Annotated in this window: 10 protein-coding genes; 5 read left to right on the top strand and 5 right to left on the bottom strand. The window is 73.3% G+C overall.

Features of this window, described 5'->3' with window-relative positions; genetic code table 11:
- Nucleotides 1–62: 62 nt before the first annotated feature.
- Entirely contained in the window at nt 63–488 is a 426-nt protein-coding gene (locus ACQPYA_RS17840) for a hypothetical protein (protein WP_433528217.1), read from the top strand.
- Nucleotides 489–521: 33 nt separating this feature from the next.
- Entirely contained in the window at nt 522–3140 is a 2619-nt protein-coding gene (locus ACQPYA_RS17845; protein ID WP_433528218.1) for a caspase, EACC1-associated type, read from the top strand.
- 63 nt (nt 3141–3203) lie between these two features.
- On the opposite strand, the gene ACQPYA_RS17850 is transcribed toward ACQPYA_RS17845, so the two are convergent.
- Together ACQPYA_RS17850 and ACQPYA_RS17855 are read right to left on the bottom strand one after the other, a co-directional pair.
- Nucleotides 3204–3452 (bottom strand): CstA-like transporter-associated (seleno)protein, encoded by a 249-nt coding sequence (locus ACQPYA_RS17850; protein WP_433528219.1) that lies wholly within the window; start codon nt 3450–3452, stop codon nt 3204–3206.
- Nucleotides 3449–5680 (bottom strand): carbon starvation CstA family protein, encoded by a 2232-nt coding sequence (locus ACQPYA_RS17855; RefSeq protein WP_433528220.1) that lies wholly within the window; start codon nt 5678–5680, stop codon nt 3449–3451. The genes ACQPYA_RS17850 and ACQPYA_RS17855 overlap by 4 nt, the downstream gene beginning before the upstream one ends.
- 217 nt (nt 5681–5897) lie before the next feature.
- Here ACQPYA_RS17855 and ACQPYA_RS17860 point away from each other — a divergent pair, with 217 nt between their 5' ends.
- The 3 genes from ACQPYA_RS17860 to ACQPYA_RS17870 are packed head-to-tail and all read left to right on the top strand — an operon-like array spanning nt 5898 to nt 9411.
- Nucleotides 5898–7583: a circularly permuted type 2 ATP-grasp protein gene (locus tag ACQPYA_RS17860; protein ID WP_433528221.1), complete on the top strand. Its 1686-nt coding sequence runs from the start codon at nt 5898–5900 to the stop codon at nt 7581–7583.
- Nucleotides 7577–8533 carry an alpha-E domain-containing protein gene (locus tag ACQPYA_RS17865; RefSeq protein WP_433528222.1) on the top strand — a complete coding sequence of 319 codons (957 nt, stop codon included), beginning with the start codon at nt 7577–7579 and terminating at the stop codon, nt 8531–8533. Before ACQPYA_RS17860 ends, ACQPYA_RS17865 begins: the two co-directional genes overlap by 7 nt.
- Nucleotides 8530–9411: a transglutaminase family protein gene (locus ACQPYA_RS17870; RefSeq protein ID WP_433528223.1), complete on the top strand. Its 882-nt coding sequence runs from the start codon at nt 8530–8532 to the stop codon at nt 9409–9411. Before ACQPYA_RS17865 ends, ACQPYA_RS17870 begins: the two co-directional genes overlap by 4 nt.
- On the opposite strand, the gene ACQPYA_RS17875 is transcribed toward ACQPYA_RS17870, so the two are convergent.
- Genes ACQPYA_RS17875 through ACQPYA_RS17885 form a run of 3 tightly spaced genes read right to left on the bottom strand, consistent with a single transcriptional unit; the run spans nt 9395 to nt 16175 of the window.
- Complete coding sequence (locus ACQPYA_RS17875) at nt 9395–10651, bottom strand: TIGR02679 family protein (protein ID WP_433528224.1); 1257 nt, start codon at nt 10649–10651, stop codon at nt 9395–9397. The two genes, ACQPYA_RS17870 and ACQPYA_RS17875, sit on opposite strands and share 17 nt — an antisense overlap.
- Nucleotides 10648–14793, bottom strand: a complete 4146-nt coding sequence (locus ACQPYA_RS17880) for a TIGR02680 family protein (RefSeq protein ID WP_433528225.1) — start codon at nt 14791–14793, stop codon at nt 10648–10650. The genes ACQPYA_RS17875 and ACQPYA_RS17880 overlap by 4 nt, the downstream gene beginning before the upstream one ends.
- Before the next feature lie 14 nt (nt 14794–14807).
- Nucleotides 14808–16175, bottom strand: a complete 1368-nt coding sequence (locus ACQPYA_RS17885) for a TIGR02678 family protein (protein ID WP_433528226.1) — start codon at nt 16173–16175, stop codon at nt 14808–14810.
- Between the last annotated feature and the right edge of the window lie 21 nt (nt 16176–16196).

The following is a 16196-nucleotide window of genomic DNA, read 5'->3' on the forward strand; positions in this document are numbered from 1 at the left end:
GGTCCACCCGGTGTCCGCTCTGTCCCTTGCACCTGATCACGGCCAGGGACCACCATGGGATCATGGCCGAAGGAATGATCTTGCGGGTCGTGTCCGACGGGCCGGTGACCGATGAGGAACTGGCCGAGCAGGCGCGCCATCTGAAGGACCACCTGAACCAGCTGCCGGGTGTCGAGGCGACGGAGATGGCCGCGGAGGCCGAGCCGGGGACGCGGGATCGGGTCAACTTCATCTTCGGCGTACTCGCGCTGAGCGTCTTCGCCGTGCCGACCGTGCGGCGGGCGGCGGCGGACATCCGGCACCTGGCCGAGGTCATCAAGCGCTACCAGGAACGCAACACGGACACGCGACTGCGGATGACCCTGCCGGACCACACCGAGATCGACGTGCAGGACGTGTCGGAGCAGACCCTGACCGAGGCCATCACGTCGGCGTCGGCGACCCAGCGGGGCACGCCCACCCGGCCGCCGAAGAACGACGGTGAGTGACACCGGGGGATCCGGATCGGATGGGGCGTCGCGGTGAAGCGCGCGCTGCTGATCGGCGTGGGCGCCTACGCCAGCGAGGCGCTGCCGGAACTCGACTCACCCGCCAGTGACCTGAGGGACTGGGCCCGGCTGCTCCGGGATCCCGGCATCGGCGCGTTCGACGACGTCCGGGCCGGTCTCGACGACGACTCGCACACCGTGCAGGTGACGCTCTACGACTTCCTGAAGAGCGCGGAGCCGCACGACTTCCTGCTCGTGTACTACTCCGGCCACGGGCGGCTGCACGAGGGCCACCGCCTGTACCTCACCGCGACCGACACCAACCCGGACCGCCTGCCACCGACCGCGATCCCCACCGACGAGCTGCGGCACTGGATCGACGAGTGCCGGGCCAGCGAGCTGGTGCTGATCCTGGACTGCTGCCACGCGGGCGCCTTCGGCGACCTCAAGCAGCGCGGCGATCGCAGCCGGATCGTGGTGGTCTCCGCCGGAGCCACCGAGTTGGCCCACGAGGGGGACGGCTACCGGCAGCACGCGCTGCCCTCCGCGTTCTCCGGCCCGTTCCTCGAAGGGCTGCGGACCGGCGCCGCCGACCGCGACGGCAACGGGATCATCAGCGTCCGGGAGGCCTTCGAGTACGCGGCGGTCCGGATGGTCGACCGGGAACGCCGGCAGACGCCCCAGATGCGGGCCGCCGGAGTCGGGGACCTGATCCTCGGCAACGCGCCCCGCCGGCCCGAGCTGATTCCCGGCGACCTGCTCGCGCTCACCCGCAACGGACTCCCGGCGGCCCGGGTGCTGGCCGTGGAGGAACTGAGCAACTGGGCGCACGGCAAGCACCGGAGCCGGGAACAGTTGGTGGCGGTGTTCGAGACGCTGGAGACCCTGGAGCGGGATCCGGCCGAGCGGGTGGCCGAGCGGGCCCGGCAGGCCCTGTCGGGTCGGCTCCGCGTCGCCCGCGCCGAGGTCGCCGAGGAGCCCGGCCCGGCGCCACCGGGCGACCCGAACTGGGCGGCCGGCAGCACGTTCTACGAGGTGAACGTGCGGTTCTTCTACGACTCGGACGGTGACGGCCACGGCGACCTGCGGGGCGTCACCGAGAAGCTGGACTACCTGCGCCGGCTCGGCGTCGACTGCCTGCTGCTGAACCCGATCATGGCGTCGCCGGCGCTCGGCGACGGGCGGGCGGCGACCGACTTCGAGGCCATCGACGAGGGGCTCGGGCAGCCGTCGCACCTGCTGGAGCTGCTCAGCCTCGCCCGCCGGCAGGGCCTGCGGGTGGTGCTGGACCTGGTGCTCAACCACACCAGCGACCAGCACCCGTGGTTCGAGGCCTCGCGCGGCGACCCGACCGGCCCGTACGGGAACTTCTACGTGTGGAGTGACACCGACGAGGGCTACGCCGAGGCGGACGACCCGCTGGGCAGCCAAGGCGCGGGATGGACGTACGACGGCCGGCGGCGTCAGTACTACTGGCACCGTTACGGCCGGCACGAGCCGGACCTGAACTACGACGCGCCCGAGGTGCACGCCGCGATGCGCGACGTGATGGACTTCTGGCTGCGGCACGGGGTCGACGGCCTACGGCTGCTCACCGTCCCCTACCTGTTCGAGCGCAGCGGCACGTCGAGCAAGGGACTCGACGAGACCCACAACTACCTGCGGGAACTGCGGTCCTGGCTGGACTCGACGTACCCGAACCGGATCATCGTCGCGTGGAGCGAGGACTGGCCGGAGGGCGCGAGCGCGTACTTCGGCACCGACGAGCACCCCGAGTGCCACCTGGTCACGTACGCCTCGCTGATGCCGAGCCTGCTGCTCGCCATGCGACGGGAGACGCACCGGCCGGTCTCCCGGGTGCTGGCGCAGATGCGGGACCAGCCGGGTGACCGGCACTGGGCGGTCTTCCTGCGCAACGGCGACGACATGCCGCTGGGCCTGCTGCACGAGCGGGAACGCGACGAGCTGCTGCGCGCGTACGCGCCGTTGGCCCGGATGCGCGGCGCGACCGGCATCCGCCGGCGCACGGCCAGCCTGCTCAACGACGACCGGGGGCAACTGGAACTCGCCTTCGCGCTGTTGCTCTCCCTGCCCGGCGTGCCGGTCGTCTACTACGGCGACGAGATCGGCATGGGCGAGAACCTGTCGCTGCCGGGCCACCTGGCGGTCAACACGCCGATGCAGTGGGCGCCGGACCGCAACGGCGGTTTCTCCGTGGCACAGCCGGAGAACCTGCCGGCGCCGCTGATCCACGAGTCGATCTACGGCTACATGGCGGTCAACGTGGAGAACCAGCTCCGCTCGCGCTCCTCGCTGCTGCACGTGGTCGAGAAGCTGATCGAGACGCGGCACGCCTGGCCGGCCTTTGCCCGCCCGGGCTGCCGCATCGTCCGGTCGACCAACCCGGCGGTCCTGGCGTTCCTCCGCGGCGAGCCCGGCGACGAGGTGCTCTGCGTCTTCAACTTCTCGCGGTACCCGCAGACCACGACGATGGACCTGTCGTCGCACACCGGCCGCCGGCCGCGGGAGCTGATGGGCGGAGCCGAGTTCCCCAAGGTGCAGGAGTCCGGCGAGTACGACCTCGGCGTGGCCGGTCACGGCGTCTACTGGCTCTCCCTGTCCACGACGGAGGCACGGCCCCGGACGCGGTGACGGCCACCGGCCGTCACCGCGTCCACCGCCACGGCCGCCCGGGGCAGGACCGGCACCGCGTTCTCAGCAGCAGCGGCTGTTCGGCCGGGTTTCGAGCCGTTCCGTCTTGGCCTGCTCGAACACCCGCCGCGACACGGGTCGGGTGTGCGGGTGGTGGCGGCGCAGGTGATCCAGGTAGTGCTGGTAGTCGTTCTCGCCGACCACCTCCCGGGCGTACCAGATGACGTGCCGGCAGCCGCGGCCCAGGGCCGACCAGGCGGACCTGGCGTAGTCCTGGGCGCGCGGCCTGCCGTCGCGGGCGGACCTGGTCACTCGCGGCCGGCCAGGACCGCGGGCGCCTCCGGCGACTCGGGGCGGTGCTGCGCCCACATCTGCTGGATGCGCTTCTCCTCGGCGGTGGCGAAGAGCCCGGCCGGGGCGAAGACCTTCGACGGTTCGTGCGGATGCTCGCTGTCGCTGATCCGCCCGCTGCGCAGGTGGGACACGCAGACCCGGATGGCGTCGGCCAGGATCACGATGATGAGCACGGCGAAGAGGATCGACAGCGTCCCCTGGACGAAGGTGTTCCGCACCACCGCCTCCATCTGGTCGAGGTTCGACGCCGGCCCGAGCTGGGTCTGACCCGCCGCGATCGCGTCCCGGTACTGGGTGTGCTGGGCCCAGTAGCCGATCCTCGGGTCGTCGCTGAAGATCTTCTGCCAGCTGGCGGTGAGGGTGACGACCGCGTCCCAGGCCAGCGGGATGCCGGGCACCCAGGCGTACCGGACCCGGCCGGTCTTGCAGAGGATGGTGACGCAGACCGCCAGCGCCACCGCGGCCAGCAACTGGTTGGAGATGCCGAAGAGCGGGAACAGGGTGTTGATGCCGCCCAGCGGGTCGGTGACTCCCATCAGCAGGATCGACCCCCAGGCGGCGACGATGACCGCGCTGGCGAGGACGGAGCCGACCTTCCAGGACGTGTCCTTGAAGCGCGGGATCACGTTGCCGACGGTGTCCTGCAACATGAACCGGCCGACCCGGGTGCCGGCGTCGACCGTGGTGAGGATGAACAGGGCCTCGAACATGATGGCGAAGTGGTACCAGAACGCCTTGGCGCCGGCGCCCCCGAAGATGGCACTGAGAATCTCCGATATGCCGATCGCCAGGGTGGGGGCCCCACCGGTACGCGAGACGAGCGATTCCTCCTGCACCGCCGCGGCGGCGGCGTTCAGGTCCTCGGCGGTGATCGAGACACCGGCCAGCCCCAGGCCGTTGACGAAGTCCGCGGCGCCGGCCGCGGTGCCGCCGGTGGCCCCGGCCGCCGAGTTCATCGCGAAGTACAGCCCCTGGTCGATCGTGCAGGCCGCGACCAGAGCCATGATGGCCACGAACGACTCGGTCAGCATGCCGCCGTAGCCGACGAGGCGGACCTGGCGCTCCTTCTCGATCATCTTCGGCGTGGTGCCGGAGGCGATCAGCGCGTGGAAGCCGGACAACGCGCCGCAGGCGATGATGATGAAGACGAACGGGAAGAGCGCGCCGGCGAAGACCGGACCGGCGCCGTTGAAGGCGAAGTCGGTGAACGCCGGCATGGTGGTGGAGGGCGCGGCCACCAGGATGCCGACGGCCAGCAGGCCGATGGTGCCGACCTTCATGAAGGTGGACAGGTAGTCGCGCGGCGCCAGGAGCATCCAGACCGGCAGCACCGATGCGGCGAACCCGTAGCCGATCAGGCACCAGACCAGGGTCACCTTGTCGAGGGTGAACATCGGGGCCAGCGACGAGGCGGCGACCCAGCCGCCGGAGACGATCGCCAGGATGAGCAGCCCGCAGCCGAGCAGGCTCACCTCGACGATCCGCCCCGGGCGCAGGTACCGCAGGTAGACGCCCATGAAGAAGGCGATGGGAATGGTCATCGCGATGGAGAAGACGCCCCACGGCGACTCCGCCAGCGCGTTGACGACGACCAGCGCCAGCACCGCCAGAATCATGATCATGATGGCCAGCACGGCGACGAGCGCCGCGATCCCGCCCACCGGGCCGATGTCCTGCCGGGCCATCTGCCCCAGCGAACGCCCGTTGCGTCGCATCGAGAAGAACAGCACCATCAGGTCCTGCACGGCACCGGCGACGATGACCCCGACGATGATCCAGATGGTCCCCGGAAGGTAGCCCATCTGGGCGGCCAGCACCGGGCCGACCAGCGGCCCCGCACCGGCGATGGCGGCGAAGTGGTGACCGTAGGTGACCCGCCGGTCGGTGCGGTTGTAGTCGAGCCCGTTCTCCAGCCGCTCGGCCGGAGTCGCCCGGGTGTCGTCCGCCCGCAGGACGCGGGTGACGATGAACCGGGCGTAGAACCGGTACGCGATCGCGTACGAGCAGAGCGCCGCGAAGACGAACCAGATGGCGTTGACCGTCTCGCCCCGGCCCAGCGCCAGGATCGACCAGGCGATACCGCCCAGCAGCGCGATGCCGGCCCAGACCGCGATCCGTCGAGGTGTCCATTTCGGTGGCCGGTCGTCCGGGACGCTCACCGGCGGTTGCTGCTCCTGCACAACCATGCGCTTACTCCTGTCGATCGATGCGGCGGCGGTTGACGGCGCTGCGCCCGGCCGGGGACAGACCGGGGACGGGCCGCCATGCGGATCGAGCCTGGTTCGTGACGAGAAGGGGCGGTTGAGGTTATTTTCGCGATCATGGTCCAGCCCGTAGACCGTTGTCAATCCTTCGCGTCGGCTGTGTTACCGCTCAGAAACGAGATCGGCGTAACGTCAGCTCATGGCGGACTTGTTCGAGGACTACCGCCTCGGCCCTGGTTGGGACGAGATGTTCAGCGAGCCGGGCATCCCCCGGGAGACGTACGAGGCGCTGCACGCCACGCTCCAGGCCCTCTCCAGCGCCGAGCTCGGCGGCCGGGCCGAGGTACTGGCCCGCGCCTTCCTGGACCAGGGGATCACCTTCGCGCTCAAGGGCGTCGAGCGCCCCTTCCCGCTCGACATCGTGCCGCGCATCATCTCCGCCGAGCAGTGGCGGGTGGTCGAGGTCGGAGTGGCGCAGCGGGTCCGCGCGCTGGAGGCGTTCCTAGCCGACATCTACGGGCCGGCGCAGGTGCTCGCCGACCGGGTGGTGCCCCGCCGGGTGGTGGTGACCAGCGCACACTTCCACCGGGAGGCCGCCGGTGTCGTCCCGCCCAACGGGGTACGCGTCCACGTCGCCGGGGTCGACCTGATCCGCGACGAGGTCGGCGACTTCCGGGTGCTGGAGGACAACGTCCGGGTGCCGTCCGGGGTCAGCTACGTGATGGAGAACCGCCGGGCCATGGCCAACGTGCTGCCCGAGGTCTTCGCGGCCACCCGGATCCAGCCGGTCGACTCGTACCCCGGGCAGCTGTTGCGGGCCCTGCGCGCCGCGGCGCCGGCCGGGACCGCCGACCCCACGGTGGTGGTGCTGACCCCCGGGGTGCACAACTCCGCGTACTTCGAGCATGCGCTGCTGGCCCGCGAGATGGGGGTCGAGCTGGTCGAGGGACGTGACCTGGTCTGCGTGGACAACGAGGTCGCGATGCGCACGACGGCGGGCGAGCAACGGGTCGACGTGATCTACCGGCGGATCGACGACGAGTTCCTCGATCCGGTGCACTTCCGGGCCGACTCGGTGCTCGGTGTCGCCGGCCTGCTCAACGCGGCCCGCGCCGGACGGGTGACCATCGCCAACGCGGTCGGCAACGGGGTCGCCGACGACAAGCTGCTCTACACCTACGTCCCCGACCTGATCCGGTACTACCTCGGCGAGGAGCCGGTCCTGCCCAACGTGGAGACCTACCGGCTGGAGGACCCGGACGTCCTCGACCACGTCCTGGGCCGGCTCGACCAACTGGTGCTCAAGCCGGTCGACGGCTCCGGCGGCGCCGGCATCGTGATCGGTTCGCAGGCGACCGACGAAGAGCTCGCCGGGCTGCGTGGGCAGGTCCGGCGCGACCCGCGCGGATGGATCGCCCAGCGGGAGGTGGCGCTCTCCATGGTGCCGACGCTGGTCGGCAACCGGCTGCGGGCCCGCCACGTCGACCTGCGGCCGTTCGCGGTCAACGACGGGCAGCAGGTCCGGGTGCTGCCCGGCGGTCTCACCCGGGTGGCGCTGCCGGAGGGCGCGCTGGTGGTCAACTCCAGCCAGGGCGGAGGCTCGAAGGACACCTGGGTGCTGGCCCCGGCGCCGCGCGGCGCCGTCGAGCCGGACGTCGCGGCGCTGCCTGCCGCTCCCCGGGACGGCACGTCGGCGCGGCCGGCGCCTCGCGGTGGCCCGTCGGCGCGGCCGCTGGCACCCGGTGGCCCGCCGGCGCCCGACGGCGTGACCGGCGGCCTGCCCCCGACGCGTCGTCCCGACCCCGGGCCGGACGCCGGCCCGGTCGCCGCGCAGCAGCAACAACAGCAACAGGCGAGCCGGCTCGACGGAGGCACGCCATGCTGAGCCGGATCGCCGAGTCGCTCTACTGGATCGGCCGGTACGCCGAGCGGGCCGAGGACACCGCCCGGATCCTCGACGTGCACCTGCACCGCATCCTCGCCGATCCCCTGGTCGACGAGGAGGCCGCCTGCCGCTCGCTGCTCGCCGTGATGGGCGTGGCGCAGCCGGCGCAACCCGTCTCCATGGCCCGGGTGGTCGAACTGCTCGGCCTCGACCCGGGCAGCCCGAGTTCCGTGGTGGGCGCCCTGGCCGCCGCCCGGGAGAACGCCCGCGGGGCCCGGGAGACCATCTCGGCCGACATGTGGGAATGCCTCAACGCCACCTGGCATGCGCTGCCCGCCACCCGCCGCCGGGTCGAACAGCAGGGCATGCACGCCTTCTTCCGCTGGGTACGGGAACGCTGCTCGGTCCTGGCCGGCCTCGGCGACGCCACCATGAGCCGCGACGAGGGCTGGCACTTCCTGGTGCTCGGCCGCAGCATCGAGCGGGTCGACATGACGGCCCGACTCCTGCTGACCCATGCCCGGGCCAGCACCGCCGTCCCGTCGTGGGTGACCTTGCTGCGCTCGTGCGGCGCGTGGGAGACCTTCCTGCGCACCTACCGCGGCTCCCTCGACGACCGGCACGCCGCCGAGTTCCTCCTGCTCGACCGCCTCTTTCCACGATCGGTCTTCGCCGCCCTCTCCACCGCGGAGTCCCGCCTGCACGAGCTGGAGCGCACGGGCGGATCGGGTCCGGGCAGCGGGCGCACCGGCGTGGTCACCGACGCCCAGCGGATCATCGGCCGGGCCCGCACCAACCTGGAGTTCCGGGGCGCCGACGAGCTGATCGCCGACCTCGGCACGGTGCTGGACGGCCTGCAGAACACCTGCTCGCAGGTGAACGACGCGGTGACGCTCCGATACTTCCGGCAGACCTCGGCGGTCAGCTGGGTGCCGGAGGCGGTGGCGTGAGTGGGGACGGTGGCGTGATGGTCGACAGCTGGCGGTTGCGGATCCAGCACAAGACCGGCTTCGCGTACGCGGGACAGGTCGGTTCCTCGTACAACGAGGCCCGCATGTCGCCGCGTAACGAGCCGCGCCAGGCGGTGCTCGACAGCCGGCTGGAGGTCTGGCCCTCGGCCCGCACCCATCGCTACGAGGACTACTGGGGCACCCAGGTGACCGCCCTGGACGTGCACAGCCCGCACGATCATCTGGAGGTGACCGCCACCTCGACGGTCGAGACGCTGCCGCCCGGCGATCTGATCGAGCCCGGCGGCGGGGCCGACTGGGCCCAGCTCGCCGTGCCGGAGCATGTGGACCGCTGGTACGAGCTGCTGCTGCCGACGCCGCGTACGGCGCTGGACGAGGAGCTGACCGCGCTCGCCGAGTCGATCCGCGGCGGCCACGCCACCCCGCACGCCGCGGCCCTGGCGCTCTGCGAGCAGGTCCGCGCGGAGGTGGCGTACGCGGCCGGCGCCACCGGCGTGCAGACCGACGCGGTGCACGCCTGGCGCCAGCGCAAGGGCGTCTGCCAGGACATCAGCCACCTCGTCGTCGGCCTGCTGCGCAGCATGGGCGTCCCGGCGCGCTATGTCTCCGGCTACCTGCACCCGACACCGTCGGCGCAGATCGGCGACGACGTCGTCGGGCAGAGTCACGCCTGGGTGGAGTGGTGGGCCGGCCGGTGGACGGCGTTCGACCCCACCAACGGGGTCCCGGTGGGCGCCCGGCACGTCGTGGTGGGACGCGGGCGGGAGTACGGCGACGTGCCGCCGCTCAAGGGCGTCTACTCCGGTCCGGCCAACACCGGCCAGTCCGTCGAGGTGACCATCACCCGGCTGCGCTGACCGAGCCGGGCCCGCCGCCGGCCGCCGGCCGTCGCCGGCCGGCAGCCCGCAGGTCGTCGAGCAGCAGCGCGAGCAGGCGTTCCTCCATCACGGCCCGCCCAGCCTGCCGCATGGCAGCCGAGAGCGGCGGATCCCAGCCGGTGGCGGCGGGCGCGCCGATCAGCGCCGGGCCGGAGCCGGCCGCCGGGGCGTACTCGGCGGTGGTCATCCGCCATGGCACAGCCGTCGGGTAGCGGTCGAGGGCGGCGGCGGTCAGCCGTACGCCCGTCCAGTCGAAGTCGTTGCGCCACCTGATCACGGTGTCGCCGACCGCGCGCAGCAGGGTGTGCACCGCGGCCGACGGCACGCCCTCGGTGCAGATCAGCGGTGGTGACTGCGCCCCGAGCGCGCCGGTCGCGGTCCGCAGCACGGCCGGGTTCTCGCAGACGAAGATCTCACCGGCGGTCACCGCCAGCGGGAAGCGGCGAAGCTGATGCAGGGTGACCCGGACCGGCTCGCCTGCGGCGGCGGCCTCGGTCAGCCATCGGCCGAGCAGACCACCGTCGGCCGGCAGGTTGAGCACCAGGACCTGGCTGGCGAGATCGTCCGGGACCAGTCCGACGGACTCCCACAGCGCGCGCTCGGATTCGCCGCCGGCCGGCACCGGCACCTGCTGCCAGGCGGCGACCGCCCGCAGCACCAGGCCACGCAGGGGTCCTTCGCTGAGCGCCTTGGTGTCGTCGAGCACCCGGTCGGCGAAGACCGGGATCGGCTCGTCCGCCGCCGGCAGGGCATCCAGCGCCCGGACCACATCCCGGAACGGCAGCCCCGCCCGGACGACCCGGGTCAGCGTGCCGTCGCGGCGCAGCCCGTCGAGCCACCGCGCGTACCAGCCGGCGGCGGCGTACCGGCCCTCGCCGGCGAGGTCGAGCAGGGCGTCCCGGGCCACCGCGTCCCGCTTCGCGTCGGCCGCGCGGTCGCGCAGCGGCGTCGCGGCGGCGAGCAGGTCGCGCAGCCCCACCCCGTGGACGGCGCGCAGCTGACCGTCCACATCGGCCAGCCGTACGCTGAGCCGCGCCGTCCCGGCGGGCCGGTGTACGCCGGTGATCCCGATGACGACCAGCCGCTCGTCGTCGCTGGGTGACGGGAGGCTCACCGACCCGTCGAGTCGTCCCCCGTTGCGTTCCAGGCTGCGCCGCGCCGCGGCCAACAGCCGCCGCCAGCCCGGATCCTCCACCAGCCGCCGTGGGTCGTTCGTCACTGGTCGGTGGTGAGGTCGAGGAGGAGCGGCCCGTCGGCGTCGGGACCGGCCACGGCCAGCCTCCGACGGGTCTCCGGGGAACCCAGCGCGCGGGCCAACGTTCCATCGAAGTCGGCGATGTTGACCGACCCGTCCCAGACCAGCAGCAGGCTGGAGACGGTGTGTTCGGTGGCGGAGTGGGACAGGTCGTAGTGGGCCGCGCCGTGGACGGCCGGATGGGTGGCCCACAGGTCGTACCCGGTCATGAAGAGGTCCAGGTCGAACTGCTTGGCCAGCGCCATCAGCTCGCCCCGACCGGTGTCGTCCACCCCGGCGAACGCCTCGTCCAGGCCGAGCAGCCGGGGTGCGTCCGGTCGGGCCGAGCCGAACAGCGCGTTGGCGGCGGCGAAGAGCGGCAGGTGCAGCGACACGGACTGCTCGCCGCCGGAGAGCTGGCTGTGCCGGGCCCGGGTCAGGGCTTCGGTGCCGCCGCCCGGCCGGTGCAGGGTGAACGCGAACGTGCGCCACTGCCGGTAGTCGAGCACCTCACCGAGCAGCTCCCGGTACGGCCGCTCGGGATGCAGCGCGCGGGCCGCCTTGATCCGGGCGGCGAAGTGCCGGCGCATCGTGGTCAGCGGCGCCGGCCCCAACCGGGCGGGGTCCCGTTCCAGCAGCTTGCAGACCTCACGCTGCTCCTCGTCGAGGTCGTCGGCGAGCCGCCAGCCCACCCCGACGGTGAGCCCGCTGGACATCCGGCGGGCCCGCATCTGGGTGTCCATCGCCGACACCAGGTCACGGGCCTCGATGGTCCGGTGGTGGATCTGCCGGGCCAGCTGGCCGAGCAGCGCGTCCTCCAGGACCCGCTGCTCGGCGTCGGTGAGCAGTTGCTCCTGATCCCGCCGCTCGCGGGCGATCCGGTCGGCGAAGTGCGCGACCGGCGTGAGTCCCTGTTCGTCGGCGACCCGGACGAGGATCACCCCGTCGTCGGTCTCCCACTCGGGGCGGTGGTCGAGACCGGCCGCCGGCAACTGCGCCTGCAACTCGGTCAGCGCGGTGGTGAGCCGGGTGGCGCTCTGTTTGAGCGAGGTCTCGGTGGGGCTCAGCTCCCGGGTGGCGGTGAGGATCGCCTCGTGCAGCGCGACCACCTCCGGCGCCAGCTGGACGCCCGACGCCTCGTCGGTCGCCCGCGCCGGCCAGCGCAGCTCGGTCGGGCAGCGGAGCAACCCCAGCAGGTCGGGCCGGGCGTACGGGCGCAGCCGCAGCGCGTCGTGATGCGCCTCGGTCACCGCCGCGGTGACCGCCTGCTCACTCAACTCGACCCGGGTCACCGCCGCGGCCCGCCGCTGCTGGGCGGCGCTCAGTTCGGCCCGGACCCGATCGAGAGCGGCCTCGGCCTGTTCGATCTCGTCGGTGGTGCGGGCCACGTCGGCCAGCACCCGCTCCGCCTCGGCACCGATGCTGGCGCGCAGGGTCTGGTACGCCTCGGCCTTCTCCCGGTGCCGGTCCGTGGCGGCACGGGCCGCCTCTTCGGCGGCGAGCAGCCGGTCGACGGCCTCGTCGTGCCGCCGCTGTGCCTGCTCCTCCTGTTCGACGGCGCGCACGGTGGCCGGGTGAGCGCTGTCGAGGCGTACCCCACGGCGTTCGAACCGGTCCACCGCGTCGGCGGTGGCGTCCAGGCGGTCCAGCGGCAGGGAGCGCTCGGCCGTGATCCGGCGCAGCGCCGCCTCGGCGGTGGCCCGTTCGGCAAGCGCCTGGTCCAGTCGGGCGTTGGCCGCGGCCGCCGCCTCCTGCCGGCCACGCAGCGTGGCCGCGGCCCGTTCCAGCTCCCGCAACGCGGTGTGGATCGGGGCGAGGGACGGCAGCTGTCCGGCGGCGGCAGCCACGGCGGTCAGCAGCCGTTCGGTGGCCGCCCGCCGCTCGTCGAGCAGGCCCAGTTCGGCATCGAGGGCGGCGAGTTGCCGGTCGCACTCGGCCACCCGGGCGGCGCGTCGGGCCGCCCGGGCGGTGGCGCCGATGAACTCGCAGCGGTCCTTGGCGAACCGTCCGGCCGCGACGCCCTGGGCGTACCGGCCGTCGGTGCCGATCGCCGCCGCGGCGCTCTGCTCCGGCTCGATCACGTCGGCCAGCGCCACCGAGGCGAGCACGTCGGCGACGCGGTCGGCCGGCACCTCGTCCTGTGCCTCGGCGACCAGCACGTCGGCGAGGGTGGCACCGGCCGGACGGCGGTGCGCCGGCAGGGGCAGCAGGTAGCCGTCCAGGTCGCCGCCGGCCAGCGCCGCCGCGGCGGAGCCGGCGTCGGGGTGCACCCACGCGTCCAGCAGTCCGGCGGCGTGCAGGGCCGCCTCGATGGCGGCGGCGTCGTCGGCGGGCACCGACTCGCGGTACCGGACCAGCCGCCACAGCGGGGCGCCCGCCCGGTCCGCACGCCCGGCGGTACGGGTCAGCGGGGCCGGCGGAGCGTCGTCCTGTTCGGCGCGGATCCGGTCCCGTTCGGCGGCCAACTCGGACCGACGGCCGGTCAGCACCGTCCGCTGGGCGTTCAGTTCGGCGAGCCGGTCCCGGTGCCGGTGCACCGCTGGCGCGGTGGTGTCCGCGTACAGCTCCCGCAGGGTCGGCGCGCCGGGTTCGCCGACGGCGTCGACGGCACCGGCCAGCAGCGCCGCAAAATCCGGCTGGTCGAGGTCGGGCAGCAGGGCGGCGTGCTGGCGTGCCCACCGGTCCAGGTCGGCGCGCAGCTCTGCCCGGGTCTGCGCAACCGCCTGCTCGGCACGCTGCTCGGCCTGCTCGGCGTCGGTGAGCGCCTCCGCCGCCGCGGTGGCCTCCCCGGCGGCGCGGATCTGGTCGCGCTCGGCCTGGGCGTGCCGGGACGCCCGCTCACGAACGGCACGCACGTCGTCGCGGCGGGCGCCGGCCCGGGCGCCGAGTCGGGTGGCCAGTCCCCCGGCCGCGTTGTCCTCGGCCGACCAGACGATCCCGGCCGCCTCGGCGTCGAGCAGCAACTCGGTGGCGAGGCGGTCGGCCGCCGCCCGGGCATCCCGGGCCGCCACGACGGCCTGCTCCCACTCGCCGCGCCGCCGGGTGCTGGCCGTCTGCTCGTCGGAGACCGAACTGCCGGCCCGCTCGGCCGCCACGGCTAGGTCGTGCACGTGCCGTTCCAGGTCGGCGAGCTGCTCGTGGGACTGGTACGCCGCGGAACTCTTCAGCCGGTCCAGGTGCGCCCGCAGCCGACCCGGCTCCCCCTCGACGCTCCGCAGGGCGCTGCCGGCCGCCTCCTCCGCCGCGCTCGCCGCTGTGGCCTCGTGGCCCGCCTCGGTCAGCGCCCGGGACCGGCCGGCGATCGCGTCCCGGCGTGCGGTCAGCAGGTCCGCCGCGGCCCGGGCGTGGGTGCGCAGGTAGGTGGAGTAGACGGTGAGGAAGGCGGCGGTGGCGCCGTCCGCCGCGGCCAGCCCTTCGAGGGTACGGGCGACCGCCTCCATGTCGTCGAACGAGCGGGCCGCCTCGACGAGCAGATGGTCCTCGATGGGCCGCAGGCCCCGTTGCAGGGTCCGGGACAGCTCCACCGGGTTGAGGTCCTTGGCCAGTTGCGGCTTGCGCAGCGTCAACACCAGATCGAGCAGTTGCTCATAGCGCGCCGGACCGAGCCCGAACAGCCGGCTGTCGATCAGGTGCCGGTGCTCCTCCGGCGAGTCCTTCACCGCCTCGGCACCGAGCTGATTGATCAGATCGCGCCGGGTCAACGGCCGGTCGTCGGCGTCCAGCAGGGAGAAATCGAGACCGACCCGGCCGTCGGTGACGAAGTGCCAGCGGGTCACCCGGTCGACGTGCCGGTGGGCGCGCAGCCCGATCCCGACCGTCACGTACGACTCGCCGTTGCCGAACTCCATCCACACGTAGGAGTGGGCGACGTCCTGCCCCCGGTAGAGCAGGTTCGACTTCATCGTCCGGTCCTCGCTGGCGAACGGGTTGAGCCGACGCGGCTCGATCCGCCCGTCCAACACGTACGGGAAGAGGACCTCCAGGGCCTTGGTCTTGCCGGAGCCGTTCGGCCCGCGCAGCACCAGCCAACCGTCGACGAAGAGGAACTCCTCGTCGCGGTAGTCCCACAGGTTGATGATCCCCGCCCGGGTGGGCGCGAAACGGCGGACGGCACGTTGTTCGATCACGTCGGTTCCCGGGGTCAGAAGAGGGTCTCGGTGGCGGCCCGTTGCCGGACCGCCGCGACGGTGCTGCGGTACCGCCCGACCAGCGGCCGGACCAGCACGCCGCCGGGCACGCGGATGACCGCGCCGAAGCGTTCCAGCAGCGCGACCGCCTCGCTGCCCAGCCGCTGCGGGTCGGCGTGCCACTGGGCGCCGAACGCGGACCCGTAGCGCCGCAGGATCTCCGCCACCGCGTCGCGCAGGAAACTCTCGGTGACCAGCGGCAGCCGGATCTCGCCGGGCACCTGCGCCGACCCGTCCGGCTCGGCCGTGGCGGGCGCCGGCATCTCGTCGTCGAGCCGCACGAACGTGGCGGCCGGCAGGCCGGCGTCGACCTGGTCGACGAGCACGCGCTGCCGCGCGGACTCGTCGGGCGCGGTGAGCCGGCGGACCCGGCGACCGTCCGGATCGAGGGCCCGCTCGGCCAGCTCGACGGCGAGCAGCACCGCGACCTGCGCCACCGACCCGGTGCCGGGGAACCGCTCCACGCTCAGGCCCACGGTGTCCACCAGCAGCACGCCCTCGGCCCGCCGTTCCAGCCGCAACCCCGTCAGCCGGGTCAGGTCGGCCGCGAGGGCGGCACCGCGCAGATGGTTGGCGACCGCGGAATCGACGTCGCTCAGGTAGACCACCGGGGACTCCACCACCGTCCGGCGGGCCACCTGCGCGCTGCGCCGGCGCTCGGCGTTGCCGCTGCTGGCCAGTGAGCGGTCGAGCAGCGCCTCCGCCGAGTCGACATGTTGCAGCACCCGGACCGGGCGGAACAGCGCGACGACCACGTCGCGCGCCACGTCGTACAGCGCCTCGCCGGCACCCGGGTCGGTGGCCCAGGCCGACGTGGACCCGTCGGTCAGCCGGAGCGCGCCCCGCTCCTCCAGCCAGCCCACCGCGTCCACGAAGGCCCGCCGGTCGGCGCCCTGATCCGGATCGAGTCCGAGCCCGCTGATCCGGCCCGCGTCGGCGGCCACCGAGTCCGCCAGCTCGCTGAGCGTGATCTGGACGCCGGCCCGGCCCAACACGGCCAGGCAGAGCGCGAGGTACGCGTAGCGCCGGCGGTCGAACGGGCGGCCGGTGCGCGACCGGGCCGGGTGGGTGGGGTCCAACCGGTCCTTTGCCCGGACCAGCCGAGCCGTGCTGCCGTGCAACTCCAGCCGGTAGCCGAACGCCTCGGAGAGGTCCCGGCGCAGCGTCGTGGCGAACCGCCGGACCCGGGGCAGCGCCCGCTCGTCCGGCCAGGTCGCGGTGATCAGCGGGTGGCGCAGCACCAGGCGGACGGCCCGCTGATAGTCGGCGAGTTCCAGATCGGTGATGTCGGTGGCGAACCGGTGCCGGACGGGTTCGGTCATGCCGTCGCTCCGTCCCGCACG

Source organism: Micromonospora sp. CA-263727 (assembly GCF_050942455.1).
GTDB lineage: Bacteria > Actinomycetota > Actinomycetes > Mycobacteriales > Micromonosporaceae > Micromonospora.

What these genes read in the sequence shown, in the direction of transcription:
- ACQPYA_RS17840 (WP_433528217.1), top strand. Translation starts at nt 63, where the DNA reads ATGGCCGAAGGAATGATCTTGCGGGTCGTGTCCGACGGGCCGGTGACC.
- ACQPYA_RS17855 (WP_433528220.1), bottom strand. Translation starts at nt 5,680, where the DNA reads ATGGTTGTGCAGGAGCAGCAACCGCCGGTGAGCGTCCCGGACGACCGG.
- ACQPYA_RS17860 (WP_433528221.1), top strand. Translation starts at nt 5,898, where the DNA reads ATGGCGGACTTGTTCGAGGACTACCGCCTCGGCCCTGGTTGGGACGAG.
- ACQPYA_RS17865 (WP_433528222.1), top strand. Translation starts at nt 7,577, where the DNA reads ATGCTGAGCCGGATCGCCGAGTCGCTCTACTGGATCGGCCGGTACGCC.
- ACQPYA_RS17885 (WP_433528226.1), bottom strand. Translation starts at nt 16,175, where the DNA reads ATGACCGAACCCGTCCGGCACCGGTTCGCCACCGACATCACCGATCTG.